This window comes from Vibrio qingdaonensis, from assembly GCF_026191675.1.
GTDB lineage: Bacteria > Pseudomonadota > Gammaproteobacteria > Enterobacterales > Vibrionaceae > Vibrio > Vibrio qingdaonensis.
Map to the genome: position 1 here is coordinate 22,479 of NZ_JAKRRY010000002.1, position 16,617 is coordinate 39,095.

At 44.3% G+C, this 16,617-nt stretch carries 12 protein-coding genes; 9 read left to right on the top strand and 3 right to left on the bottom strand.

Annotated features, from left to right (window positions below; genetic code table 11):
• Window positions 1-654, top strand: coding sequence for an L-fuculose-phosphate aldolase (locus tag MD535_RS02070; protein ID WP_279348194.1), 654 nt, complete (start codon window positions 1-3; stop codon window positions 652-654).
• A 57-nt stretch (window positions 655-711) separates the two neighbouring features.
• Window positions 712-1,860 carry an iron-containing alcohol dehydrogenase gene (locus MD535_RS02075; protein WP_265673281.1) on the top strand — a complete coding sequence of 383 codons (1,149 nt, stop codon included), beginning with the start codon at window positions 712-714 and terminating at the stop codon, window positions 1,858-1,860.
• A 94-nt stretch (window positions 1,861-1,954) separates the two neighbouring features.
• On the opposite strand, the gene MD535_RS02080 is transcribed toward MD535_RS02075, so the two are convergent.
• The 3 genes from MD535_RS02080 to MD535_RS02090 form a co-directional block, all read right to left on the bottom strand.
• Window positions 1,955-3,559: a BCCT family transporter gene (locus MD535_RS02080; RefSeq protein WP_265673282.1), complete on the bottom strand. Its 1,605-nt coding sequence runs from the start codon at window positions 3,557-3,559 to the stop codon at window positions 1,955-1,957.
• Window positions 3,560-4,275: 716 nt separating this feature from the next.
• The gene (locus tag MD535_RS02085; RefSeq protein WP_265673283.1) at window positions 4,276-4,761 is read right to left on the bottom strand and encodes a VOC family protein; all 486 of its coding nucleotides are present in this window, start codon (window positions 4,759-4,761) and stop codon (window positions 4,276-4,278) included.
• 198 nt (window positions 4,762-4,959) lie between these two features.
• Window positions 4,960-7,950, bottom strand: coding sequence for an EAL domain-containing protein (locus tag MD535_RS02090; protein WP_265673284.1), 2,991 nt, complete (start codon window positions 7,948-7,950; stop codon window positions 4,960-4,962).
• Window positions 7,951-8,303: 353 nt separating this feature from the next.
• On the opposite strand from MD535_RS02090, the gene MD535_RS02095 reads away from it, so the two are divergent.
• From MD535_RS02095 to MD535_RS02125, 7 genes are all read left to right on the top strand, one after another.
• Entirely contained in the window at window positions 8,304-9,986 is a 1,683-nt protein-coding gene (locus MD535_RS02095; RefSeq protein WP_265673285.1) for an LruC domain-containing protein, read from the top strand.
• A gap of 10 nt (window positions 9,987-9,996) precedes the next feature.
• Window positions 9,997-10,458: a hypothetical protein gene (locus tag MD535_RS02100; RefSeq protein ID WP_265673286.1), complete on the top strand. Its 462-nt coding sequence runs from the start codon at window positions 9,997-9,999 to the stop codon at window positions 10,456-10,458.
• Between the two features lie 584 nt (window positions 10,459-11,042).
• Window positions 11,043-12,125, top strand: a complete 1,083-nt coding sequence (locus MD535_RS02105) for a porin (protein ID WP_265673287.1) — start codon at window positions 11,043-11,045, stop codon at window positions 12,123-12,125.
• Window positions 12,126-12,437: 312 nt separating this feature from the next.
• On the top strand, window positions 12,438-12,935 hold the full coding sequence (locus tag MD535_RS02110) for a hypothetical protein (RefSeq protein ID WP_265673288.1): 498 nt from the start codon (window positions 12,438-12,440) through the stop codon (window positions 12,933-12,935).
• An 81-nt stretch (window positions 12,936-13,016) separates the two neighbouring features.
• The gene (locus MD535_RS02115) at window positions 13,017-15,182 is read left to right on the top strand and encodes a protein-disulfide reductase DsbD family protein (RefSeq protein WP_265673289.1); all 2,166 of its coding nucleotides are present in this window, start codon (window positions 13,017-13,019) and stop codon (window positions 15,180-15,182) included.
• On the top strand, window positions 15,182-15,709 hold the full coding sequence (locus MD535_RS02120) for a protein disulfide oxidoreductase (RefSeq protein ID WP_279348195.1): 528 nt from the start codon (window positions 15,182-15,184) through the stop codon (window positions 15,707-15,709). Before MD535_RS02115 ends, MD535_RS02120 begins: the two co-directional genes overlap by 1 nt.
• A 74-nt stretch (window positions 15,710-15,783) precedes the next feature.
• Window positions 15,784-16,551, top strand: a complete 768-nt coding sequence (locus MD535_RS02125; RefSeq protein WP_265673290.1) for a DsbA family protein — start codon at window positions 15,784-15,786, stop codon at window positions 16,549-16,551.
• The last annotated feature ends 66 nt before the right edge of the window (window positions 16,552-16,617 follow it).

Sequence of the window (16,617 nt, forward strand, 5' to 3'; positions counted from 1 at the left end):
ATGACAATAACAAGAAATCAAATAGCACAAGAGATTATCGATACCTGTTTAGAAATGACGAAATTGGGGCTGAACCAGGGTACAGCGGGTAATGTTTCGGCTCGTTTTGAAGATGGCTTGTTGATTACGCCAACAGGGATCGAATATGAAAAGCTGACTCCGGATCATATTGTTTTTGTGAGTAATCAAGGTGAATTTGAGGAAGGCAAAATTCCGTCTAGTGAATGGGCATTCCACCTAACATGTTATAACGCAAGAGAGGATTGCCATGCCGTTGTTCACAACCACGCCATTAACGCGACAGCCGTTTCTATACTCAATCGTCCAATCCAAGCGATCCACTATATGGTTGCAGCATCGGGCACAACGGAAATACCTTGTGTGCCTTATGCTACCTTTGGCTCTCCTGAGCTGGCTGACTATGTAGATGGCGGTATTCGCCAAAGTAAATCAATTCTTCTTCAGCATCACGGTATGATCACGGTCGGCGAAAACCTGAAAAAAGCATTGTGGCTGGCCCATGAAACGGAGGTCTTGGCGGAGCTTTATCTAAAATGCGCGGCGATTCAAGCAAACGTACCGGTTCTTCCAGACCAAGAAATGAACCATGTGTTAGATAAATTCAAAACGTATGGCTTACGAGTTGAGAAGTAGTTAACAAGTCATTGAGAATAGCCCGATACGTCGGGCTCTTACCGTAAAGGAATGAGTATGGTGTTTGCATTAAATTTACCCAAATTATCATTATCTGGTGTGGGTGCAGTGGCAGAATCTGTGGCGGTATTAGCTGGCCAGTCCGTGAAGAAAGTCATGATAGTGACCGATAAAAACCTGATTGAGCTAGGCCTATTGGACTCGCTTTATCAGGCGTTAGATGATAAGGGCTTCGACTATGTCACGTTTGATCATGTCACTCCCAATCCAACCGTTAGTCTGGTTAACGAGGGAGCTGAGTTTTACAAAAAAAATGCCTGCGATTGCTTGATTGCCGTGGGCGGTGGCAGCCCGATTGACTGCGCAAAAGCGATTCGCATTGTCACATCAAATGACGGGAACATTACCGTTTATAATGGTGTCGGCTTAGTTAAGAACAAAGGCGCGTTCTTTATTGCTATTAATACTACGGCAGGGACCGCGGCTGAAATGACCTCTAACTCGGTGATCACCGATGAAGTGAATCACGTCAAAATGGTGATAGTGGATACAAAACAAATTCCAGACGTTGCCGTTAATGATCCTTCATTGATGGTTGGTTTGCCGGCATCTGTAACCGCCGCGACAGGTATGGATGCGCTTACGCATGCCATCGAGTCTATTGTCACCCCTGGCGCACACCGTTTGACACTTCCTACGGCACTTGAGGCGGTGAAGTTGATTACCAAGTGGTTGCCTGTTGCGGTAAAAGAAGGCGCGAACATAGAAGCGCGCTCGGCCCTTGCGGACGCACAGTTTTTAGCGGGGATGTCATTTAACTCGGCGGGGTTAGGCGCCGTTCACGCCTTGTCCCATCAGCCTTCGGCAACGCATAACTTGGCGCATGGCGTATGTAATGCGATCTTACTGCCGGTGGTGAGCGAATTTAATGCTCAAACGGTACCAAGTGCCTTTAGACCGGTAGCCGAAGCAATGGGAGGGGATACCTCTCAGCTAAATGACCATGAGGCGGCGACACTCGCCGTTGATCTTATTCGAAAATTGTCGAGCGAAGTTGGCATTCCTACTGGGCTTGCTTGTCTGGGTATTGAACATGCAGATATTGATGGTTGGGTGCAAAAAGCGATGGATGATGTGTGTATGGGAGGTAACCCGAGAACGTTGACCTATGAAGAGGTATTTGAGCTTTATAAGTTAGCCTTGTAGAGACGCGGGTATATCTTCAATGCAGAATACCGTTATTTGCAAGAGATAAAAGGCTTATCGATGGAAAACGTCGATAAGCCTTTGAGGCTAAATTTTATGCAGATGTATTTTCCGTCACCTTAGGTCGTTCCACTTCAGTCAATAACGCTTTCACTAGGCTCACGGAACCGAGTAATAGAATAAACGTAAAGGGGAGTGCGGCAATAATGGTAATGGACTGCAGAGCCTGAATCGAGTCTGTTCCACCAATCCACAGCATCACCATCGCAATCACAGCAGAGATAAACGCCCAAACAACTTTTTGCTTGATTGGCAGTTCCAGTTTGCCGCCTGCGGTCATACTATCGACAACGATAGAACCAGAGTCTAGGGTGGTCACAAAGAACACGATGATCAGGGCAACCGCAATGATAGAAAGTATATTGCCAATAGGGTAAGCGTCTAGCATGTAAAACAAGCTGAGCGAGACATCACTGATGCCTTGTTCCACACCAAGCAAACCCACTTTATCGATGATCTGTTGGATTGCGATACCGCCAAAGAAAGACATCCATGCTGTGGTGACCAGGGTTGGTACTACCATCACACAAACCAAAAACTCACGGATGGTACGCCCTTTGGATATGCGAGCAACGAACATGCCAAAGAAAGGTGCGTAAGCCACCCACCAAGCCCAATAAAATACCGTCCAACCATGTAACCAAGTGGTATCTTCACGACCAGCGCTTTGACTCAGTGGGATGATGTTTTTCACATAGCCCACCACTGCTGTCGTCAAAGAGTTAAATACGGTAGTGAAATTGAGTACGGCAAGAAAGCCAAGAAAAACAAAGGCGATAATCATGTTGAGGTTGCTCAACACCTTCACGCCACCGTCCATACCACGTATCACAGAGATAATCGCCAGCCCCATGATAACCAGGATGACGAGAAGCTGAAGGAAAAGGCTGTTTTCAAATCCAAAGACGTGGCTTATTCCACTGGCGGCCTGTGAGCCACCTAAGCCTAAAGATGTCGCCAATCCGAATAAAATGACCAGTACGGCCATCACATCAATGACATCACCAACCTTACCCCAAACCCTTTCACCTAGCAGGGGATAGAAAACGGAGCGCATGGAAAGTGGTAACCCTTTGTTATAAACAAAATAGGCTAAAGAGAGTGCGGTCATGCCATAAATGGCCCAAGCGTGGAAACCCCAGTGGAATACCGCAGCCCCAAGCGCCAATTCGCGACCTTCAGAGGTATAGGCCTCAACATTCAATGGCGTGCCAAACCAATTAGTGAAAAACGCTGTCGGTTCGGCTACTCCCCAAAAGATCAGCCCAATGCCCATACCGGCGGCAAAGAGCATGGAGATCCACGATAGAGTGGAATAGTCGGTGGTTGCTTCGTCGCCACCTAGGCGAATTTTACCTAACGGTGAAAACGCAATACCAATGGCAAAGAGCAGCAGTATGTTTGCCCCCCACATGAAGACGAAATCAAATTTAGAAAGGGCGGCGGCTTTGACGGTATCAATAGCGGCTTTGGCATCTGCGGGTGAAAGTATGAGCAGTGCGACGATGAAAAGAATGGATAACCCCGCAGAGGCGGTAAACACTGTGTTGTGGACATCCATACCCCATTTGGTGATGTTGTCCTGACCCACTTGGTAATCTGTTGAATCTATACTGTATTTTTTTGATTTAAAACTCATAATTATGAGGATTGTATATTCGAATGAACGAATACAACGACCAACTCCATGTTTAGGTAATTCTTGATTAGAGTGTTAATGCCATATTAATAATGGAGTAACTCATGATTTTATTCGCTAATTGACTGCGTCACGCCTAATCCCAAGCGGCACAATCTAACACAAAATAGGTACAAAAGAGACCGAGGTGAACCGGGTTTTGTTTCGTGCTCTAAGTACTCCTTGGTGAGCCGGAACATTAGTAAGGTCATATGTAGACTGGGTTCAGCGTCAAAGGTTATGGATGATTTTTACTATGTGACCATGTAGGAATTTAGGTTTATAAGTGTTAATTGTATTATCTATAACCGGGTGGTTTTCTATTTAACGTTTTGTTATTGATTGCTTTTCTGTGATTTTTTGTAGTGAGGGGGAAATTGGAGCCTGTTTTGTAAGTAACTATGTCTAAGCTAGAGTTTTACATGGTCAGCGAGTAATAACGGTTCATTAGCTTGGTGGGTTGAAATGCAGAATTAAGTTAGGGCTCAATTATTTTGACTTCAAAGGAAGAGCTGCTCAGCGGCCAGGTTGACCAAAGTATAAATGGTCTAAGGTGAGTAATATATGGGGTTGAAGAGTGTGGTTAGCGATGAATCTTGATTGAACACTTTTTAGACCTCAAATAAAAAAGGATTGCTAATGAGCCAATCCTTTTTTAACACTTATGGAGGCGAAACTTACTCGTAATCAGACGCGTAGGTTTCTTCATAAGTGTGTGAGTACAGCTCAAATAAGTTACCAAATGGGTCTTCTAGGTATACCATTTTCGCTGGCTTGTTATCGTCTTCGGGGTGGTAGCGCATAATATCCATGCGGACTTTACCGCCGTATTGTTCAGTGCGCTCTATCACGCCAGCGAAGTCGTCAGTTTGGAGACAAAAGTGGAAAATACCTAGGCGAGAAAAATCGACCTCATGACGTTCTTGACGCTCTTTCATTTCAAACATCTCGACACCGATACCATCGGAAGTAACAAGATGTGCGATGTTAAAGCCTTTGAAACCCTCGCCAAATACAGCGATACACATACGTCCAATCGCAGACTCACGCTCTTCAATAACTTTAGTGTTGTTCATGACAATTTTAAGGTCTAGCGCTTTGGTGTAAAACTCGACGGCTTTGTCCATATCGCCAACCATGATACCAACGTGATTCATCTTCATAATCTGCTCCAACTTTTAGGCATTCGTTTCGTGTTTCGTTTCGATGAGGAGAGTATATGGGGAAACTATGATTTCTAAAAATTATCATAAGTTATCAAGAAAATAATTTTTTGTTATCATTTGATCGAAAAATTTGAATGTGCTGTCTCTATAAGTAATCAGACTCAGATATTGCGAAGACTTAGATATTACGAAGACTCAGATATTACGAAGACTTAGATGGCCGGCGCTACGATCGTTATCGAGCAAACAAAACGCAATATATCGATTGCTAGGAAGCGGCCTACTAAATAAAAAACCTTGCCCCCAAAGACAGCCGTACTTTACTAAAATACGCATTTGTTCGTCAGTTTGTATCCCTTCCGCAATGACCTTGAGACCTAACTCATTTGCCATTTGTAGTGTTGAAGTGACGATAGTCATATTGTCTGCGTTGAGTTGATCAATAAAGATGCGGTCGATTTTTAGGCTGTCTACTGGTAACTGTTTCAAATAGCTTAACGACGAGTAGCCAGTACCGTAATCATCAATGGCAATTTTCACACCAATTTTTTTCAACTCTGTGATTCGCGTGATGGCATGGTGTATATTCTTCATCAGCACGCTTTCAGTCACTTCAAGTTCGAGTAATTCAGCGGCGATACCATATTGTTGTATTGGCCTGGTGACATCTTGAATAAGCCTTCCGGACATGAGTTGCACAACCGACACATTGACGGAGACCTTCTGGTGATAGATGCCTTGGTCTTGCCACTCTTTTATCGTCTTACACGCTTCTTCAATCACCCAAGCGCCAATAGGGATAATTTCCCCCGACAATTCCGCAATAGGCATAAATGAGTCCGGTGGAATGACGCCATATACAGGGTGATTCCAACGTAGTAAACACTCACAGCCAATGTGTTGACCGGATGCCAGTTCAATCATAGGTTGGAAGTACAGTTCTAATTGGTTGTTTTCCAATGCTTGAGGCAACTCCGATTCTATAAATAGCTTCGCTCTGGCTTGTTTTCTCAAAATATTGGCATAACAAAAAAATCCCGATGATGTTTCTTTCGCCTTATACATTGCTGTGTCAGCGGCGCGAATTAGATCGTGAACATTGTCACCATCTTTAGGGTAGGTAGCAATGCCAATACTGGTGGAAATAATAAGCGACTCGTTGTTAATTATAATCGGTGTTCGTAGTCCATGAATCAGCTTTTTCGAGATAGTAATCGCTTGGTCGACACTGGTTAAGTTTTCTAAGAGGATAGTAAACTCATCACCACCGAAACGAGCCAAAGTATCACTGCTTCTTAGGTTTCCAGCAAAGTTATGGGCGACCTGGGTAAGTAATTGATCCCCAAAGTCATGACCAAAGCTATCGTTGACGTGTTTAAAGCGGTTTAAGTCTAGAAATAGTATGGCGACGATCTTGTCTGCACGCTCAGCTAAGGTTAATGCATGGGTGGTTTGGTCAATAAACATACGCCGATTAGGTAAACCGGTGAGTGAGTCGTTGAACGCAAATGTTTTGAGTTGGTCTCTTGATGCTTCCAATTCTTTTGTGCGTTGCTTGACCTGATTAGATAAGACTCGGTGGTTACTGAATAATGTAATGATGAGTAGAACGCTTAAAGCGCCAAACGCAGATTTATAGACAAGAAACGTGACAGAATCATGAGTCTGAAGTAGGGCGAGCACATTGGGAGATACAGAGAGAATCACTTTCCAGTTTCGTGTCGCCACATGCTGAATAAATGAAAACTCTATGGCGCTGCTGGTTGTCGTATTACCTGAAGGCGAGGAGTGGTAAATTACGTCATCGTTGGCATCCATATCGAGTATTTTAACGCTCATGAAATGGGTTGAGGTATTATCTAAGCTCGCGGTAACAATATCACCCACAACAAAAACGCCAACGGCGAACCCTGACAAATTAAAAGCGCGAGTGAGCCGCTCGTTGCTGAGTGATGGTCCTTGATTGATGGGAGAAAAGATTAAAAAACCAGACTCCTTTTTGTTGAGTTGCACCAGTTGAATAATGTCGGTCGCGATGGGGGCATTTTGGTTCTGAGCTTTAATCATTGCTTCTCGCCGCGCAGCATTGGAGAAAACATTAAACCCAAATGCTTTTTCATTGGATACAAAGGGTTCGATCCATTTAACCACCACGAAAGGGTCTTCGGGATATAGTGGCTTACCTTTGATCTCAAAGGTACCAGTAACCTGTTTATTTACTTCAGCTTTTAACCCCTCGACCTGATGCTGCTCGATGATAGGGTTCCAAGAAAACGCCTTAATTCCTCTCATTTGATGAATGAGTGGTAAGGCAAGACGTTGAAATTCGTCACGGGTGATGTCGCTATTACCAGAGAGTTGGCGCGCAAGTAAAGCAAGAGAATGTAGATAGTTTTCTACTTGGTGATTGAGATCTTTTTCAATGAGCTCTGAATGAATTTTCAGCTCATTGATACTGTCGTTTTGTATCGATTTATCGGTGTATTTTTGAATAATGACAAGGGCAATTAAGACCAGAAGTAGAGGGTAGATCAGTGCTTTATAGTGAGCTAATGTTTGAGTAAAACGACATCGAGAATGCAAGAATACTAAAACAATGGGTGTCACGATGATAACACCCAAAAAATCACCTAACCACCAAATCGCCATGGTTGTCCAATAGGTGCTTTGAGCGTTTTCTAATAAAGGGATGTCAATCAATATACTCCCAATTGAGCTAGCGATCAGGCAGCATAGTAATGCAAGAACAATAAATTGTGAGACTTTGCGTAGGTTGGGCGCATCAATAATATTGATGGAAAAGTGAGTGAGTAAACGATAGTTAACCCAAGCTTGAATAGCTGACCCCACTGCTATCCCAATTGATAATGGTAGGGTCATGAGTTCGTGATCAAGACCCTCTGCGAGTTGAATGCCAAGGTTAAAAATAACAGAGCCGACAATAATTACAGGTATAAAGCGAGCCTGCCAGAGTAAGCAACCCGCCAGCGCAATACCCGCTGGTGGCCATAGTGACACTATCTGGCTTTGCGGGCTAAGCAAAGAAAAGAGATACGCCGATAAAACGTAAAAACCAAACAAACTCACATAGGCGTAGCCCATTCTAGGGGCATGATGTTCAAGCGGTGTCGATGAGTCTAATTTCGTCTTTTTGTTGTTATAAATATAGTTGTCATCAACGTTCATTAATAGCACCGAATAATTGTCGTAAAAGCAAAGTTAACGTAGTGAGCAAAAATATAGCGGTTAGATAAATATCCCCTGTCCCTATAGAGAATAGACGAGTTTTTTAAGGGTATCTTGTTCAGTTTAGTCGGTTGGTTATTTGTTTTGTACCGAGAATTATGCATTTTTGTGTGGAAGCGACGTGGTATTTTTGTTTTTCTTGCTCTGCTATTTCTTCGTCAATAGTATTCTCAAAATGAGAAGCTCCCTTCTGTTGTTATTTAAGTTTTTGTTTTTTTAGATGAAAAAGTTCGGCATTAAATTTGCTACATCTACTCTAGCCCCACACAAACTGATGACTAGAGGGATTTTATATGAGAACACGGAACGTCACTATTTTGGCTACCTGCTGTATACCATGGCTGGCCAGCGCGCTTACCACGAGCGACTTCACTTTTGAATCTGGGGCACAGAGTGCTAATTACTCCATAAAAGGAAAGCCAAACAATCTTTATTCAGTCGCCGATTCGCTCCCGCAAGATGTTCTCAGCAATGTCTATTCGATGTTGCCAGAGGGTCAGGTTGTAAATAGTGATTTTATTGCACCAGAAAAATATTCGAGTATTGATATTGATGATGAACTTAATGGCGCTGAGTTCGCCACAGCTCGTATTACTTTCTTAAATGAAGGCGCAGGTTATCGAAACTCACTGGGTTACTTTGTATACGATACTAATAATCCTCCAACGACAAAGGATGAGGTAACCGCTCATGTCATTGTTTTTCCAAATGCCTCAAAACCGGGTGAGGGTGAAATGGAAGAGGGGGATACCATTGACCTGAGCGTACAACTTACCGCCAATCAGACTCTTGCTTTCTTTGTTATCCCTAATGGTTGGGGGTGGAGTGGTAGCTACAATACCATTAGTAGCTTGGGCGGTTGGGGAACACCGTTTTACAGCTACCCTGCTTTAAATCCAGAAACGACGAATGAGCATCGTCGGCATAATGTCGCCTTTATCGATGTTCAAAATGAGTTTCTTGTTTTGGGCTTTGAAGACATTAAGCGTCCCAGTGGCGATAATGATTTTAATGATTTGATTTTTACCGTTGAAGCGACACCTTTTGAAGCTATCGATGGGGTGAATTCTGACGGGTCAACGGACTCAAAATATGAACCCTTAGTCCTAGAAAATGATAATGATGTGGTGATTACTTCGGTTTACCCTGGCTCAGATACCTATGCGACAATGGCGTTCGAAGATCGCTGGCCATTGATGGGAGACTATGATTTTAATGACGTTGTGTGGCGCTATCGAGTGACAGAGCAGCTCAACGGACAAAGAGAGGTGACCAACTTAACCGTAGACTATACGTTGCAAGCAATGGGGGCTGGTTTTTCTAATGGCTTCGCTCTGCATCTGCCGAATGTAGATCCAAGTAATGTTGCGTCGGCAACCTTGATGAGAAATGGTGTTGAAGTGACGCGCACTGTTCTATCTCAATCGGGTAGCGAGACGGTACTTGTGGTTTCGGAAGATTTACGAGCCGATCTTAATACGCTTAATGCCCTTACTCCGGAGTGCCATTACTATAGAACGCAAAGTGCCTGTATTGCTTTACAAGCCGAGGATATACTGGAGTATCAATTGATTGTTGAGTTGATGGATCCCGTATCACGCACCCTCATTGGGTACCCACCTTATGATGCCTTTATTTTTGCGGCAAAAGATATGTATCACGGTGACTTTGCCGCAACTGCTCCTGGAATGAGTTGGCAGACACACTTTAAACAGTTCTCTGGAACCAGTGATATGAACAGTAGTTTCTTTAATCTACATGATGACCGTTCAGGTGGTACACAGTCTTTTCTATCCATCAATAATATGCCATGGGCGATAAACATTCGTGATGAATGGCAGCACCCGATAGAACGAACGGATATTAGCCAAGCTTACCTCACATTTCCTACGTGGGTGACAAGCAGTGGTGAAACCGATGGTGAATGGTATAAATCTGCCGTTGCAAATACGGTTGTCTCGGTGAGCGAGCAGTAAGGAGTTTACAATGAATAATATAATGAAAAGCCCCATTTTAACATTAGCTCCCATGCTGCTAATTCCAATACTAATAACCGCTTGTGGGGGAGGAGGAGGTGGTGATTCCGCCCCACCTGCGCCTGTGGTGAAGCCGATAGAGAATACGGCAAACATTGTTGCTAGCCGTGATTTTTCATTTGATGTCAGCGAAAAGATCACCTTGTCATTAGATTACATTGGAACGTCTGAGGGGGCGTTGCACCTATATACTAAGGCGGCCCATGTATTTACGAATGGTGATGTGGCAGCGGATCCAACATCCAGAATTACCACCATCTATCCGACCTTGACCAATGAGGTAGAGCTAGAGGTGAACAGTAACTGGCGAGCGCTTTATGCTGAATGGGTGCCTATGAATAGCGCTGAATCTGAAGTGAATGTTGTCATTCATCTTGATCAGCCAAGTAATGCTTACCATATTACCTTCTAGTAAAAAAAGTAAGACTTAGTGTTTAACAAGCTAAACGTACGGCCTATGTGCGTTTGGCTTTTTCCGCTTATAAATGGAAATGTGCATTTTATAGAGTGTGGTGTCATGGCTGGTGGTCATCTAAAGTGCTCGTAGTTTTATTAAATCATTGCTTTTAAAAAGTGCACAGGAGTAATTATTGTGATGATTATCTTGAATTGGATTAAAGTTATTTTTTAATGGATAGAATCAAGATGGCGATCACTATGCGTTATTGATAATTGTATATAAACTGTCCCTACTTACTCACATGAAGATGCCAAGAATGTTGCACTTATTATCTGGAATCGGGCTTTGTGCTTTGCGTAATCATCTCCAACCTTCCTTTTGGTATAACCAAGACTACCGATTTACTCACGACCATCCTATTCACTAACACCCGTTAGTGATTGCTGCGTAAAGCAATCTTACAGATTTAGACGCTATCTAATCGATTCGAATTTTATTTGAATCGGTAGGTGGTTACGTATCTGAAATATATTCTCTCCTAGTCGTTCAATAAATATTGGACTCGTTATCCTGTACTTTAAATTCGGAAAATAATAATGAAATTAAATATTCTCGCGACAACTATTGCTGCTATTTGTTTAAGTTCGCAAGCCAGTGCTTACACGGTTTACGAAGATGATATGAATAAATTTGATATTGGCGGCGCTTTTGTCGTTGATGTTTTTAAACCAACCTCTGATATGGATGCCATTTTTTATACTAGCCGTTCTACGTTCAATTTAGGTTTTGAAAGAGATCTAGGTAACGATTGGTCCACCGATGTGAAATTGGAATGGGATAACTTCCTAAATGCCCCTTCTTCCTACGGTGTGAACGGCGATAACTTCCGTAACCGTCTCGGTTATATCTCGTTGAATAACGAGTCATTAGGTAGCATCCGTATTGGTAAACAGTGGTCGGCATACCATGATGTCGCCAAGTATATGGATAATTTGATCATCATCGATCCCGACGCAACACCCATCTACAGCGATGGTCGTGACGGTGGCTTCTTAGCAACAGGGCGTGGCGATAATCTCGTAGCATATCGCAACACTCTAGGTGGATTGAACCTTTCTGCGCATTATGGATTTGGTAGTACCAGTGAAACATCGGATATCGACCGTGACTATAATACTGCGGTTGCAGCAAGTTACGACTTTGAATCTGGTGTGAGTGTTGGTGCAACGTATCTACAAAATAAAGTGTACGTGGACAATAATGCGCCAGTCATGAACCTAAAAGACGGCGACACTCAAGATGCTATTTCAGCCGGTGCGCAGTACGCCCAAGGCCCACTAAAAGTTGCGGCAATGTACACTAAAGGCACCAAGGTACATAAAGCTGGTTTGCTCGGACACTCTGACCTAGAGTACGCCGATGCGAACGGTATTGATGTCTATGCCCACTACATGTTTGATATCGGCCTTCGCCCTTATGCGTATTACTCTAATCTAGATTTTGATGATTCTGACGTTGGTGTTACAGGGGATAGACAGGTTTACGCGCTAGGTTTGACTTATCATTACAGCCCGAAAATGATGGTGACAGCGGAGTTTAAGCGCAACGTAGTTGATGACTTAGCACTAGGCAGTGTGAGTGACAACGGCGGCGGCTTTAACGCCATTTACGCATTCTAATCGAGTCTATTAAGGCGAGCTGCAATGAGTTCGCCTTATTTCTTTGCTGTACGTCCTTAGGTCATCTTGAACGCAAAGTAGCGATTGCTCATTGGGAAGACGATGGAACTTCAGGTTATATATTGTTAACAAATGAAAAAAGGCGAAGAATTCACTAGAGTTACGGGTTGAGGTTCTCTACACTGGTTGCCGCTCGCTCTTTATCTTAGAGCGTTCTTAGCTTTAACCGTTCTTAACTTTAATCGTTCTTAACATTAATCGCTCTTAACATCGAGCGTGCTCTAGCATTTGACTAACGGTAACGAAACCAATTTGACGCAACGTTTTTTCTCTGATCTTCGTGAGAAGTCTTTACACAAAAAAGCAAAATTCGCTTTGACCTTAACGGTTTGGGTGCTGTTTGTGTGTTTGTTGCAAAATAGTGGTGTGCTGCAAGTGTGTTCGCCGCTAAAAGACATGAGTGGCGTACCCACCGCGGCAATAGTTGCACAGCCAACTCTACAGCCGGGTTTAAATACCGCGCTGAACGCCAGTGCTCTTGAGAGTATGTCATTAGACAGTGCGGCCTCTAAGAGTACGATTACGTCAAGACAAGGCGGCGATCAGCAAGCCAGTGAAGAGTGTCATCTGTCTAGCCAGTTATTGAGTTTCCATATCTTCGATCTTGATAGTCTTTGGCTGATTACCCTTATTGTCACGATTCTCGCTCTGGGTATTTATCGTGTTCAGAGAATGTCGTTTGTCCCCTTTACACCGCCGATTTTTAGTCGATATCGGATCCATCTCCGGCACTGCACCTTCCAAGAATAACGAGTCCAAAAATAAACAAACACTTCCGTATTTGGCTGTTAACACAGCTCAACACGTCGTAATTTTATTTTAGGAATATCAATGAAAAAGCAAACCGCATACCCGCGCTCGGTCGTACAGCGACTGGCGTCATTTGTGTTTGGCCTTTGGTTTTTGAGTACATTAATACTCAGCCCTCTGGCCTTAGCGAATCCCTCTTCTAGCCCTATTGCAACAGGCGTTGAGACTGGCTGGCTCACCAGTGACTTTCATCCTCATGTTGAAACGCGAGTGGTTCTTACTGGGCAAGTCGATGAGCAAACTCAAACCGTTGAAGGTTTTTTGGAAGTTCGTTTATCCGGTGATTGGAAAACCTATTGGCGCTCTCCGGGCGAGGGTGGCATTGCCCCTTCGCTGGACTGGCAACAATCAAGCAATATCAAAGCGATAAAATGGGAGTGGCCTTACCCTCATCGTTTCGAACTCTTGGGTTTAGAGACGTTAGGTTATAAACATGATGTCGTGTTCCCACTGCATATCGAAGTTAACGATATTCACGAGCCGGTCAATTTGTCGGCGACAGCAACGATTTCAAGCTGCACAACCGTTTGTGTATTGACGGACTTCCCTATTGATATGACGTTTGTGCCTAGCGAACTGTCCTTATCAGAAACGGCGATGTATCAATATGCGCAAGCGATGAGCCTTGTGCCAAAAGCGTCGCCTTTCATTGATGGTGTCCAAGCCATTTGGGACGCATCTCGTCAAGAGCTTCAAGTCACCGTGCTTAACGCGAGAGGATGGGTGAAACCGGATCTGTTGATTGATAGTCAGGATGATGTGGTTGAGGACTATTCATTTCTATCGCCCAAAATTAATATAGATGGCGATAAAGTCGTGGCGACGTTTAAGGTCACGAGTTGGTTAGGTGACCCCGATTTGGATTCACGTTCGATCTTGGTCACCATGATTGATGAAAACCTACTAGCGGAGCAAGCGATAACGGTAAATAGCGGAGTTATCACAGGCAATGACATCGCCAGCGCTTTGTCGTCTGCTTCTATGTTATCGATGCTTGGTTTTGCATTATTGGGTGGTTTGATACTCAATATTATGCCATGTGTGTTCCCGGTATTAGGGATGAAATTGAGCCATGTTATTTCCGCTGCAACGGCAGAGAAAACGCAAATCCGCGCTCAATTTGTTGCCTCATCTATGGGAATAATCACGTCATTTTTGCTACTGGCTTTATTTATTACCGTATTGAAATGGTCAGGGTCTAGCATTGGCTGGGGCATCCAATTTCAAAGCGGTGGCTTTATCGCCGTTATGGTGCTGATCACCGGATTATTTGGTGCCAATATGCTGGGTTTATTTGAGCTTCGACTACCGAGTTCAATGAACACTTGGATGGCGACAAAAGGTGATAACTCCTATGTCGGACACTTTGTGCAAGGTATGTTTGCCACACTGTTGGCGACGCCATGTTCTGCGCCATTTTTAGGCACAGCAGTGGCTTTTGCGCTTGCGACCAGCACGAGTGCCACGTTTGCAATTTTTACCGCTCTTGGCTTAGGGATGGCTCTGCCGTGGGTTCTGATAGCGCTGTTTCCAAGCTTGGTTTCGTGGTTGCCCAAGCCAGGTGCGTGGATGAACCGGGTGAAAATCTTATTCGGCTCGATGATGTTATTGACGTCGACGTGGTTACTGTCGTTGCTTAGCCATCATTTACCACCGTTTTGGATTGGTGTATTGGCATTGGCGGCGTTGGTATGGCTGTTTCTGCGCGTTAAATCGTGTTACGGGGATAAACCAGCATTATTACTAGGTGGGGTGAGCATCATAGCGTTGGCGGGAGGATTGATGATTGGCAGTATGACCGCCGACCGTTGGGCAACGCCATTACCACCTGAGCCTGACTGGGCAGCGCTGTCGACTACTCGAATCGCCAATGAAGTGGCAGCGGGGCACACGGTTTTCGTCGACGTGACGGCCGATTGGTGCATTACCTGTAAGGCCAACAAAATTGGCGTTATCCTGCAACCTCCAGTTTATGACACCTTGCAACAAAGCGATGTTATTGCCATGAAAGGAGACTGGACCACGCCAAGTGACGACGTCACCGCTTTTCTTCGTTTTTATGGCCGATACGGTGTGCCTTTTAACATCGTGTTTGGCCCTAATGCGCCTGACGGTATTCCATTACCCGTCATTCTTACCAATGACGCTGTGCTCAATGCCATTTCCAGCGCACGAGGTGAGCAATAATGTGGTCACGCAAAAAGACGAATAAAGCATCGGCCAAAGGTTGGCGTCGGCATGCACGAGAGTGGGGAACAATCGCCATTGTTATGGTCTTGGTGACGATAGCTGTCGACTATTATCGCACTCGTGATATGCCTCAGATGGACTTACCTGCTTTAAGTGGTAAGACGTTAGATGGTCAGTGGGCCGATGTAATAGAACAAAGTAAACAAGCGCCAGTTATCGTTTATTTTTGGGCGACGTGGTGCCCGGCATGTAAGTTTGTCACGCCAACCATTGATTGGTTTGATGGCCCTTATAATGTCGTTGGTGTGTCGACGATGTCTGGGTCAGATGCTCGGGTTAGCCGTTTTATGACCGGGCAAGATAGGCACTTTTCCAATATTAATGATCCCAAAGGGCAACGAATGAGTCAGTGGGGGATTACGGCAACCCCCACCATTGTAATTATTAAAGATGGAAAAATAGCATCAACCACGACAGGCGTGACGACCCCAATGGGCTTATTTGCTCGTTTAGTCATGCTTTAACTAACAACGAATATTGAGTTTAAAGATATCGTGACGATGTCACGATATGACCGATTTAAAATGGATAAGTAAAGATGAAAAACGTAACGCACGAGACAAAATATACGGCTATGAAAACGTTCAAACCTTTCGTGACCTTGGCACTGTTTACTTTAGTGAGCACACAAAGTGTTGCGGGGACGGTGACGAATGATACCCAGAACAAAATCGAAGACATTACCCAAATGCTGCAAGAAAACCCAGAAGTGGTCGACAACCTTCATCAGAGTCTTATGGCATTTATTGCTCAGCAGCAAGGTATCACAACGACGTTACAGCGTTATCAGCCTCATGTGAATAGCGCCGCACATAGCGCGTTTGGGGCCATGGAAGATCCACAATTGACGATTATTAACGTGACGGATTACAACTGCCCTTACTGTAAAAAATTGGATCGTGAACTTGAGAAGTTGGCACAAGCCTACCCACAAATTAAAGTGGTGAATATTTATACGCCACTTAAAGAGCACAACAGCCCGCTTGAATACAATACCGCAAGTTACGCGTTGAATGTGTGGCGAAACATGCCAGAGAGCTATGCGCAAGTCCATGAATTATTGGTTGCGAACCCTCGAATGCATAGTGAGCGCACCATGAAGGCGATAGCTGAGAAAACGGGGACTCAAACCCAGCTCGTTCAATCAAAGGTATCGGATGAATTATTGGAGCGTAATCAACAGTTTTTTCGCGACTTAGGCTTACGTGGCACACCTGCTTTAGTGATTAATGATCAAATTATACCGGGTTACTTACCGTACCCAGAGCTAGAGAAAGTGTTGAAAGCAGAGCTCAACCCATCGTAAACACGGCCGTGGGTTAAATGGCCACCCTAGCGCAATGACGTAGTGGCATTGACTAGGGCGGTGCAT

What these genes read in the sequence shown, in the direction of transcription:
- MD535_RS02090 (WP_265673284.1), bottom strand. Translation starts at nt 7,950, where the DNA reads ATGAACGTTGATGACAACTATATTTATAACAACAAAAAGACGAAATTA.
- MD535_RS02115 (WP_265673289.1), top strand. Translation starts at nt 13,017, where the DNA reads ATGAAAAAGCAAACCGCATACCCGCGCTCGGTCGTACAGCGACTGGCG.
- MD535_RS02075 (WP_265673281.1), top strand. Translation starts at nt 712, where the DNA reads ATGGTGTTTGCATTAAATTTACCCAAATTATCATTATCTGGTGTGGGT.
- MD535_RS02125 (WP_265673290.1), top strand. Translation starts at nt 15,784, where the DNA reads ATGAAAAACGTAACGCACGAGACAAAATATACGGCTATGAAAACGTTC.
- MD535_RS02120 (WP_279348195.1), top strand. Translation starts at nt 15,182, where the DNA reads ATGTGGTCACGCAAAAAGACGAATAAAGCATCGGCCAAAGGTTGGCGT.
- MD535_RS02105 (WP_265673287.1), top strand. Translation starts at nt 11,043, where the DNA reads ATGAAATTAAATATTCTCGCGACAACTATTGCTGCTATTTGTTTAAGT.
- MD535_RS02080 (WP_265673282.1), bottom strand. Translation starts at nt 3,559, where the DNA reads ATGAGTTTTAAATCAAAAAAATACAGTATAGATTCAACAGATTACCAA.
- MD535_RS02095 (WP_265673285.1), top strand. Translation starts at nt 8,304, where the DNA reads ATGAGAACACGGAACGTCACTATTTTGGCTACCTGCTGTATACCATGG.
- MD535_RS02070 (WP_279348194.1), top strand. Translation starts at nt 1, where the DNA reads ATGACAATAACAAGAAATCAAATAGCACAAGAGATTATCGATACCTGT.
- MD535_RS02100 (WP_265673286.1), top strand. Translation starts at nt 9,997, where the DNA reads ATGAATAATATAATGAAAAGCCCCATTTTAACATTAGCTCCCATGCTG.
- MD535_RS02085 (WP_265673283.1), bottom strand. Translation starts at nt 4,761, where the DNA reads ATGAAGATGAATCACGTTGGTATCATGGTTGGCGATATGGACAAAGCC.